Origin of the sequence: Sphingomonas mollis (assembly GCF_016427505.1) — a bacterium.
Taxonomy (GTDB): domain Bacteria; phylum Pseudomonadota; class Alphaproteobacteria; order Sphingomonadales; family Sphingomonadaceae; genus Sphingomonas; species Sphingomonas mollis.
In genome coordinates this window covers 241,559-252,268 of the sequence record NZ_JAELXS010000005.1, presented here as the reverse complement: position 1 = coordinate 252,268, position 10,710 = coordinate 241,559, and the positions used below count along the sequence as shown (strand labels likewise).

Below are 10,710 nucleotides of genomic sequence, written 5' to 3'. Positions count from 1 at the left end.
GGCCGGAATTACCGCGTGTTCCAGTCCGCCACACCCTCCCCGCGCAACGTCCGCAGGAAGAAATCATAATGCCGCCGCATCGCATAGGGCACCGGCCCGGTGGTGCGGCCGGCGGTGTGTTCGCCGCCGGGGATCACCAGCAACTCGAACTGCTTGTCCGTCTTGATGAGCGCATCGACGACCTGCATCGTCGATGCCGGATCGACGTTGGAATCCTGTTCGCCCACCACCAGCATCAGCTTGCCCTGCAGCTTGCCGGCATGAACGACGCCCGACGCATCGAGATAGCTCTGGTCCACCGGCCAGCCGAGCCACTGTTCGTTCCAGTCGATCTTGTCCATCCGGTTGTCGAAACACCCGGCATAGGCGATCCCCGCCTTGTAGAAGTCGGGATGGAAGAGCAGCGCGTTCAGTGTGTTCTGGCCGCCGGCCGATCCGCCATAGATGCCGACGCGGGTCAGATCGATCGACGCGTCCTTCGCCGCCGCCGCCTTCATCCAGGCGATGCGATCGGGAAAGCCCATGTCGTCCATGTTCTTCCATGCCACATCGTGGAAGGCCTTCGACCGGTTCGCCGTCCCCATGCCGTCGATCATCACGACGACGAAGCCGAGATCGGCAAGCTGCTGCATCCCCATCACCTTGTCGCCGCCGGAGAAATAGCCGAACGGCCAGAACGCCTTGGGCACGAAGCTGTCGTGCGGGCCGGCATAGATGTTCTCGATCACCGGATAATGTCTGGCGGGATCGAAATCGCGCGGCCGGACGATCAGGCCATGGATATCGGTGGTGCCGTCGCGCCCCTTGGCGGTGAAGCGTTCGGGCGGGCGGAAACCGGCGGCGGTCAGCGCGGTGATATCGCCCTTTTCCAGCGTCGCGATCAGGCGGCCGTCGGCGGCGTCGTGCAACTCGCTCGTCTCGGGCAGGTCGGTGCGCGAATACACATCGACGTACCGCGTCATATCGGGCGAGAAGCGCAGTTCGTGCGTGGCGTTCTCCTTCGTCAGGCGGACGAGATGACGACCGTCGAAATCGACGCGGAACCAGTGTTTGTAATAGGGGTCCTCACCCGGCACGACGCCGCTGGCGGAGAACCAGATCCGGCGTTTCGTATCGTCCACCTTCGCGATGTCGCGGACGATCCATTTGCCCTTGGTGATCTGCGTCTTCACCCGGCCGGTCGCGCCATCGACAAGGTACAGATGCCGCCAGCCGTCGCGCTCCGACGTCCACACGATCTCGCGGCCGAGGTCGCCCACGTCATGGCTATAGATCGCGTCGCGGAACACGAAGGTCTTCGGGTCCTCGCTGACCGCGACATGCGCCGCGCCGGTATCGGCATCGACCGCGACGATCCGCGCCTGTCCGAACCCACGGCGCAGATAATCGAACCGGATGCTCTTGCCGTCCTTCCGCCAGGTCGGCGCGGACAGATAATAGGGGTTGGGGAACAGCGCATTCGCCACGTCGATGCGTTTGCCGTCCGCCACTGCAAACAGCACCGGCTGCTCCTGATCCACCGCATCGCCGGGCTTGGGATAGAGTTGCTGCACCACCTCTGGCTGCACCTTGCCCTCGGGCGCGGCGACGACGCGCGTCACCATTCGGGCGAAGCCGGGGCGGACACGGTGCAGCGCGATATGCTGGCCATCGGGCGCCCAGGCGATCGTCTCCGGGTCGTAGAAATCGGCCGGGCTGCCATCCTGACTGCGCCACGCCTCCTTGCCGCCGCCGGCGGCGCGCACGACGAGATTGTCGTCGATCACCAGCGCCTCCCACTTCCCGTCCGGCGATCGGCGCGGATGGTTGTCCGCCGGCACGCGCAGATCGCGCACCACGCCGAACCCGCGCGGGCGCGCTTCGGGTTCGGGCGGCAGCGGCGCACAGACGGGTGCGGTCAGCGTGCAGCGGATCTTCCGGTCCCCGATCGTCGTCACGATCGCGGCACGCGCATCGGCATAATCGAAACGATCGAACGGCAGCCGCACCGGATCGACCGGCTTGCCCGTCATCGTCGCCAGCGCGGCGGCGATCGCGGTCGCATCGAACGCCGCGCGCTTCGCCTTTGTCGTGGCATCGACATCGACGAACGCGAAGCCGCCCGTCACGGTCTTGCGATAATGGAAATGCCGCCCGTCCCCGTCCCATTGCGCGGGCGAGGCGATATCGCGGGTCAGCCATTGCCACTGCTCGCGCAACGCCAGCGACCGGTCGATCCGCTCCGCCACGGTCTGCGCGACAACCGGCGTCGCCGTCAGCAACAGGGCGAGGGCAAGCGCGGCCCTCACTTCGCCGCGCCGATCGTGAAGCTATAGGTCAGCGGCTTCAACGGGATGCGATACGGCATGTGCGGTCGTCCATCCAGATTCCAGCCGGTATCGCCGCCCACTCCGGCTTGGTCGGCATCGATCAGCAATGTGCCGTTGCCATGCGGGCGGATGTCGGAACTGTGCGCCTGTCCCGGCGGCTTCATCGCCAGATCGGTATAGGGAAACGCCAGCGCATTGACCGACAAGGGCTGCGCCCCGGTGATACGGACGCCGGTGTTGCCCCCGGTCAGAGCGATCCAGCGCACATCCTGTTTCGCCCCCGACTCCTGCGGCCGTGCATAATCGTGATACTGATCCGCCAGCGCACCGCTCCACTCCGCGATCAACCCGCTCGTCTTGCGATCGGGATAGGTCTCATGCGGCCCGCGCCCGTACCAGCGTATCCGGTCGAGCGCCGCCGGCGTCTCGAACGCCAGCCCGACGCGCAGCGGATCGGGCAAGGTGGCGCGTAACGGATCGAACTTCACCGTCACCCGCACGCTGCCATCGCCCGCCATCGTCCAGCGCGTCTGCGTCTTCACCGAACCGACGCCCATGTCGTGATCGACGACGATCGTATCGCCTTCCCGGGCGATCACATCGACGCGGCGGTTTTCGGAAAAGACCTTCCACATCGCATGGCTCTTCGGCACGCCCGCACCGATATCGTTGTCGGTCGGCGCCCGCCAGAAATCGGGCGCGCCGCCGCTAAGCAATGTCGTGCCGCCGCGCGCATAGCGACGGACCAGACCGGTCGCCGCGTCAACCTCCAGCACCGCATCCGCCGCCGCCAGCCGCAACACGCCGTCCGCCTCGGTCGCCGCGACCGCACCGGGGGCGGGCGCCGGCAAGGCACGCGGCGGCGTCAGCGCGAACTGCTCCCAGCCCACGACATGCCCCGCCGGCAACATCGGCACCGCCCCCACCTTCGTCCGTGCGCGCAGGACGAGGATGCGCTCGGCGCTCCCATCCTTCGCCGCCGGCAAAGCAAGCGGCAGCGCCGCACTGCCCCCCGCCGCGACCGCCGGCATCGGCACCGCGCCCCGCGCCACCGCGACGCCGTCCTCCATCATCGTCCAGTCCAGCGTGAACCGCGACAGGTCGATATGATCGTGGCGGTTCATGATGCGATAGCCGCCCTCCGTCCGCTCGAACGCGATCGGCGACTGCGCCTTGGCCAGCTCATAATATTCCGGATCGGGCGTCCGGTCCGACTGGATCACGCCATCGCCGACCGGGCTGTCGTCGCCATGCACGCCCGGCGCCTTGGGATCGGGATCGAAGTCCAGACCCTGCCCCCAATAGGGCCGCCCCGCCTTGTCCGTCAGCAGCATCGTCTGGTCCACCCAGTCCCACACGAAGCCGCCCTGCAATTTCCGGTGCGCGCGCATCGTGCGCCAGTATCCGTCGATGTCGCCCAGGCTGTTGCCCATCCCGTGCGCATATTCGCACAGGATCAGCGGCTGGGTGAACGCCGGCGCGTTTGCGTAATCGACCATCTTTTCGACATCGTCGTACATCGGCGCAAAGATATCGACGTAATCGTTCACCGGATGCCGCCAGTTGCTCATGCTCCACCCGAGGAAGCTGGTGAGCCGCGACGGATCGCGCGCCTTCACCCACTTGCCCGCCGCCTCGAAACTGGAACCGATGCCGGTCTCGTTGCCCAGCGACCAGAAGATGATCGACGGGTGGTTCTTGTCGCGCTCCACCATCCGCTGCACGCGATCGAGATGCGCCGCCCGCCATGTCGGGTCGTTGCCGAGCAGCACCGATGGATCGTTATCGTTCTGCTGCGACAGGCTCAGATAGCCGTGGCTCTCGATATTGGCCTCGTCCATCACGTACAGGCCATATTCGTCGGCGAGATCGTACCAGCGCGAATCGTTCGGGTAATGCGACGTGCGCACCGCGTTGATGTTCGCCGCCTTCATCAGTTCGATATCGCGGCGCATCGTCGCCTCCGATACGATGCGGAATGTTTTAGGATCATGTTCGTGGCGATTGACGCCGCGGATCATGATCCGCTTGCCGTTCACCCGCACCTCGCCGTCCGCGATCTCGACGGTGCGGAACCCGATGCGGCGACTGGTCGCCTCGATCACCTTGCCCTGATCGTCGAGCAGTTCGACCAGCAGCGTGTACAGATCGGGCGTCTCCGCCGTCCACGCCCGTACCGCCGGCACGACGCCACTCATCACGACGCTGCGCGCCCCATCCGGCGTCCCGTCGCGCGTCAGCACCACACGCTTGCCATCGAGCAAGGTCGCCCGCACCGACACCGCCCGCGGCGCACCTGCCATATCGACCCGCAAACCCAGTTGCCCGTCACGATAGCTGGCGTCGAGTCCGGCCTTCACCTCCATGTCGCGGATATGCGTCGCCGGCGCGGCGTACAGCGTGACGCTGCGCTCGATGCCGTTGACGCGCCAGAAATCCTGATCCTCCAGATAACTGCCATCGGCGAAGCGATACAGTTCGATCGCGATCGTGTTGCGGCCAGGCTTCGCATAGCGGCTGACGTCGAACTCTGCCGGCAGCTTGGAGTCCTCGGAATAGCCCACCCGCTGTCCGTTCACCCAGACATAATAAGCCGCCCCCGCCGCACCGATCGTCAGCAACAGCCGCCGCCCCGCATAGTCCGCCGGCACCACGAAATCGCGGCGATACGATCCCACCTCGTTCAGCGCATGATCGATCTTCGGCTGGTTGCGCGGAAAGGGATAACCGCTGCCGACGAACACCGCCCGGCCATGCCCCTCCGCCTGCCAGATGCCTGGCACCTTCATCATGCCCCAGCCGCTCACGTCATGATCGGGGCGATGGAAATCCACCGGCCGCGTCTCCGGCGTCGGCGACAGACGGAACCGCCAGTCGCCATCCAGCGACAGGTGATAGCGTGCCTTGGCCACATCGCCCCGCAATGCCGCGTCCCGCGTGTCGAACCCGGCGAAGGTCGCGTGCATCGGCTCCGCCCCTTCGCGGATCACCTCCGGCCGCTCCCATTCCGCCACCATCGGCGTCTGGGCGATGGCCGGCACGGCGCTGGACAACAGCGCCAGCGACAGGATCGATCGGCGGATGAGCGGCATCTTCACTCCTGAACATGAAACGACAAAGGGTCGGCGGGCATCGTCTACCCGCCGACCCTTCATGCAACCCGTCGTCAGAACTGACTGCTCAACCCGAAGAAGAACGAGCGACCGGCAACGTCATAGACACCCGGATAGGTGTTGCCGTTGCCGAACAGCGCCAGCAGACCCTGCGCGATCGCCGGCGGGTCCTTGTCCAGCAGGTTGGTGACGCCGGCGCGAAGGGTCACGCCCTCACGGACGGTCGCCGTCAGCGCCAGATCGAAATAGCTATAGGCAGGCAGCTTGGCATTAAGGGCCGACGCGTTCGTGTTGAACGCCAGCTTGGTCGCGCCGACATAGCGCCAGTTGAGCGAAATCGACCCGAACTTCGATGGATCGGTCCAGGTCAGGCGGGCCTGATGACGCCATTCGGGGCTGGGCTGGCCGCAAGTCGGCCCAAACAGGCCCTTGCAATCATACGAACCCTGTCCGGGCAGAGACTCCGTGACCAGGTCATTCAGCCATGTCCCCGTAAACTGGGTATCGAACCGGCCGATAGCGGTCGGCAGGCCATAGCTGGCACCGACGTCGATGCCCGACGTCTTCAGCGATCCCGTATTTTGCGTGGTCGAGATGACATAGCCCTGATCGCCGAAGATCGTTCCCGTCCGCGTATCGCGCTTGAACAGGGAACAGAAGAACGGATCGCCAGTCGCGATGCACTGTTCGATCGTCAGCGAGACGGGGATCGAATTGATGTAATCCTTCACCTTGATGTTGAAGTAATCGACCGACAGCGACAGACGCGGGATGAAGTGCGGTTCGAGCACGACACCAGCGGTGTAGGTATCGGCTTCCTCCGGCTTCAGGGCAGGATTGCCGCCGAACTGGGCACTGCAAACTTCGCTCGGGCAGTCGATGATCCGTCCATATTGCGCCGCCGTGACGCCGGTCAGAGCGCACTGCGCCGCCGTTGCAGTGGGAGAGACGGTGTTCGGGTCGTTGTCGACGATGCCGGCGCAAGGGTCTTGCGCCGCGATGTTGTTAACCGACTGGGACGCGAACAGCTCGGTGATGTTCGGTGCGCGGATCGCCCGGTTGTAACTGGCGCGCAGTCGCAGGTCGGCGACCGGGGCATATGAAATCTCGCCCTTGTAGGTGGAGATGCCCTTGTCGCGGGTGCTGTACTTCGAATAGCGATAACCGCCGGTCAGCGACAATTCCTGCGCGAACGGCATGTCCGACAGGATCGGCACGCGGACTTCGCTGAAGAATTCGGTGACGTTGAACTTGCCCTGACTTTCCTTCGTGCCCTTTTGCTGGGCCAGCGCGTCGGCGGTGAACTTCAGCGTTTCGCGCCGATGCTCGACGCCCAGCACGATGCCGATGCCGTTCTCCGCCCACGGGCTCTTGATGCCATAGGAAGTCAGGTCGGCCGTGACCGCGCCGTTCAGCACGGTCTCGGTATCGACACCGCGCGTGAAGGTCGGCGCGTAGATGTAGTTGAATCCGGCGTCGCTGATACCGTTATACTGGAAGACGTTCAGCGGAACGCAGCCGGGATCGGAACCATCGACCACCGACTTGCACGTCGGCACGCCGTTGACGTTCAAGACCTGCAGGCCCCGGTTCGCCTTGGCGGGATCGATATCGTTCTGATAGTTCTCGGTCAGGACGGAGCTGGAGAACAGTCCGTTCAGGTCGTACCGGATGCCCTCCGCGATCTCGCCGCGCACGCCGCCGTTCACGCGGTAATCGCGGTGGCGCAGGTCGTCGCGGCGCGGCCGTGCCCCTCCGGCGACCGGGCGATACCCGATGTACAGGTCCTGCGAGACGGCGGCGTTGCCGTAATTCGCGCCGCATAGCAGATTGCCCTGCTGCGCACTAAGCAGCGGATTGTTGCAGTTCACCGTGTACGTGTAACCCTGGAACAGGGCGGACGGTGCGACCTGCGAGTTGGTGTGATCGTCCATGAACATCACGCCGGCATAGACTTCGGCCGCCGGCACCACTTCGTAATGCGCGAACGCACCGGCGGTGAAGCGCGTATCGTTGCGCTGGAAATAGTTCAGCGGCGCGTAATTGTAACGGAACGTGCTGTTGTACGGAACCCAGGTCTTTGCCCCATCGCGCGTGTTGTTCAGGCGCGACCCCGCGCTGGGACCGGTCAGCGGCTGGAACAGGCCGAATTCGTTGTTGCTCGATCCGCCGCAGACATAACCGGCATTGCCGGGCGCGGGGTCCAAAGCGCAGGCGGACACGTCGCGATTGGCCTGCAGGATCGGCTTCACGTCACGATACCCGAAATAGGCGGTGACGTTGCCCTTGCCATCGCCGAAATTCGAACCGATCGCCAGATTGGCATCGAACCGCTGACCATCGACCGGGGAGGGCAGCGCGTTCTGGTAGCCGCTTGATGCGATCAGGGACCGGCGCGCGGCATTGTCGTTGCGATGATTGGAAAATCCGTACTGAACATCGCCGCGAATGCCGTCCAGATCGTCGCGCAGCACGAAGTTGATGACGCCGGAGATCGCGTCGGAACCATAAACCGCCGATGCACCACCGGTGACGACGTCGATCCGGTCGACCAGAAAAGACGGGATGAAGTTCAGATCGGTCGCCTGGATCGGCAGCAAGCGCTGACCATTGACCAGAACGAGATTTCGGTTGTTACCGAGATTGCGAAGATTGACCTTTGCCGTGCCATCGGCGCCGTTCGATACGTTTTGGTTCGCATCCGGCGTTACCTGCGGCAGGCGATTCAGGACGTTCTCGACGTTGGTCGCGCCCTGCAACCGGATTTCCGCCGCGTCGATCGCGGTGATCGGGCTGTTGCTCTGCATTCCTGGTTGAACGAGGCGCGATCCGGTCACGGTGATGTTGTCGTCACCGGTGGCCCCTTCCTGCGCACCGACGGCCGGGTCCGGTGTTACGGTCTGCGCCGCAGTCGGCACGGCGAACGCGGCGATCATGCCGGCGAGCGCGGTGGATTGCAGAAGCCGGATGGTACGATTCGTCATGGATGCCCCCCAATATTGTTGTGAGCATCATGGAATATATTATACGAAATGCGCAATAAGAAATATTCGATGACCTAAGCCGCTGAAAAAAGACAACAAGTTATGCCGAGCAAAGGCATACGAGCATTTTCGTGCGGGAAAAATGACACGGCAGACAGGGATAAAATGCTGGAACAACCGAATTTCAGCATAGGTTCGGCTGGCCAGGGTGGTCGGTGACCATCGTCAGCCATATGGATCATCGGTGCAAGATGACGGGATCAGATCGCACACCGGCGGTAAAGTGACGCGGTTCCCTACGGCGATTGATTTTCCATCATATTTAATATCAATTAGGGCCGATCCGTTCTTATCCCATCATCGCAACGGAAATTCCTTTGCGTATGGGGATCGACGGTGGCCATGCAGGCCGCAACAACATCGGCTTTCAGTCGCCGGTTGCTCACCAGACGTAAATAATAGTTGTGCGATAGGCATCCGTGATCGGTTGACGCCACGTATCTTGGCGCTACGGGTCGCCGCATAGAAGGAGTTTATCGATGGCTGACGATACGTACGAGAACAATGCAGTGGAACTGGCGACCGAGCTGACCATTGCTTGGCTGGGTAATCCCAACACTCGCATTTCGGCGGAAGAGGTGCCTGCGTTCCTTGGCAAGATGCACGAGACCGTCTCGGCATTGCTCGGCACCGGCGTTGCGGCACCGGTCGTGGCAGAGCCGGCAGGCGATTACACGCCGGCGGTCAGCGTGCGCAAGTCGCTGGCGTCGAAGGATCACATCATCTCGATGATCGACGGCAAGCCGTACAAGACGCTGCGTCGCCATCTGTCGACCAACGGCATGACGCCCGTCGAATATCGCGAGCGTTACGGCCTGAAGAGCGATTACCCGATGGTTGCCGAGAATTACTCGGAAAGCCGTCGCGCGATGGCCAAGAAGATCGGCCTGGGTCGCAAGCCCGGCGCACGCAAGACCGAGGAGGCCGCACCCGCCGCCGCCCCGCGTCGTCGCAAGGCGGAAACCACCGCCGCCGAATAATGGCTGGCGACACGTCGTCGCCCGCCGGACATGAAAACGCCCGCCGGGACATTTCCCGGCGGGCGTTTTCGCATTCTATCCCTCTCCCACCGCGAGAGGGAGGGAGTGGCAAAGCCGCGGAGGGGTGAGGGTGGTTCGCGCCATCTGCCGTCGCTGCGATGTCGAAACATCTGTCCTACACACTCCCATATCGATTATGCGGACTGGACCTGCTCTTTCTCACCGCCGGTTCCGGCGCTTCTATAATGCTCGCGCGCGCGTGCGCCCGCGCACGATCGCGCGCGCATGGGAGGTGTGACTTTAGCGACTTTCCACCGCCGCCGACCCGTCCGCGCCTATTGCCCGAACGTCGTCCGCCGATACAGTAGCGTGATCGCCACCCGCCGGTTGCGCGGATCGCCGGGATTGTCGGCGATCATCGGCTCGCGGTCGGCGACGCCCTCGATCCGTTCGAACCGGCTCTCGGGAATGCCACCCAGCGCCAGCCGCCGCCGCGTCGCCTCCGCCCGGCCGGTCGCCAGCATCCAGTTGTTCATGGCACGCGGATCGCCATACGGCACGCTGTCGGTATGGCCGCGGATCATGATCGGATTGGCGGTGCTGCGGATCGATCCGGCGATCATGCCGATTAGTTCGGCCGCGCGCGTGTCGAGCGTCGTCGTGCCGCTGGCGAACATCGAATAATCGGCATCGTCGACCAGGTCGATCCGCATCCCCTCCGATGTCCGGACGAACCGGATATGCTTGGCCAGCTTGGCGAGATCGGCAGACTTCATGATCCGTGCAATCACCTGACGGCGGGTTTCCTCGAACGACTTGGCGTCCTCGGCCCGGCTGGCAGGACTGCTGCGCAGCGATCCCTTCTTGCCCATGCCCGCCTGCGGCCCGCCCTTGACGGGATTCGTCGGCATTCCCACCGTGGCGATCGCGGCGGCGGCGGCCTTCGGCCCCAGCTTGTTGTTCGACATCAGCGATTCGCCGCCCAGCACGCCGCTGCCGCCCATGCCGATCGCATGCGTGTCGATCAGCGTCGGTGCGAAATAGTCGGCGATGCCCTTGCGCTGTTTCTCGGTCGTCGCACCCAGCAGCCAGAGCAGCAGGAAGAACGCCATCATCGCCGTCACGAAATCGGCATAGGCCACCTTCCATGCGCCGCCATGATGGCCGCCATGCCCCTCGATATAGATCTTCTTGACGATCACCTTGGGCGGAACGTTCGCCCCGTGCGGTGCAGCCTTCGCCATCGCCCTACTTGCCCCCCACG

General features: G+C 64.0%; 5 protein-coding genes. 1 reads left to right on the top strand and 4 read right to left on the bottom strand.

The window, feature by feature from the left end; translation table 11 throughout:
* Positions 1 to 8 precede the first annotated feature (8 nt).
* The 3 genes from JAO74_RS10875 to JAO74_RS10865 all read right to left on the bottom strand — a co-directional run bounded on the left by JAO74_RS10875 (position 9) and on the right by JAO74_RS10865 (position 8,406).
* Complete coding sequence (locus JAO74_RS10875) at positions 9 to 2,288, bottom strand: S9 family peptidase (protein WP_199037795.1); 2,280 nt, start codon at positions 2,286 to 2,288, stop codon at positions 9 to 11.
* Positions 2,285 to 5,401, bottom strand: coding sequence for a glycoside hydrolase family 2 TIM barrel-domain containing protein (locus JAO74_RS10870; RefSeq protein ID WP_233150888.1), 3,117 nt, complete (start codon positions 5,399 to 5,401; stop codon positions 2,285 to 2,287). The genes JAO74_RS10875 and JAO74_RS10870 overlap by 4 nt, the downstream gene beginning before the upstream one ends.
* Positions 5,402 to 5,475: 74 nt before the next feature.
* On the bottom strand, positions 5,476 to 8,406 hold the full coding sequence (locus JAO74_RS10865) for a TonB-dependent receptor domain-containing protein (protein ID WP_233150887.1): 2,931 nt from the start codon (positions 8,404 to 8,406) through the stop codon (positions 5,476 to 5,478).
* Between the two features lie 539 nt (positions 8,407 to 8,945).
* Here JAO74_RS10865 and JAO74_RS10860 point away from each other — a divergent pair.
* Positions 8,946 to 9,446, top strand: a complete 501-nt coding sequence (locus tag JAO74_RS10860; RefSeq protein WP_199037793.1) for a Ros/MucR family transcriptional regulator — start codon at positions 8,946 to 8,948, stop codon at positions 9,444 to 9,446.
* A 335-nt stretch (positions 9,447 to 9,781) separates the two neighbouring features.
* Here the strand turns inward: JAO74_RS10860 and JAO74_RS10855 are convergent, their stop codons facing one another.
* The gene (locus tag JAO74_RS10855) at positions 9,782 to 10,690 is read right to left on the bottom strand and encodes a flagellar motor protein MotB (protein ID WP_199037791.1); all 909 of its coding nucleotides are present in this window, start codon (positions 10,688 to 10,690) and stop codon (positions 9,782 to 9,784) included.
* Between the last annotated feature and the right edge of the window lie 20 nt (positions 10,691 to 10,710).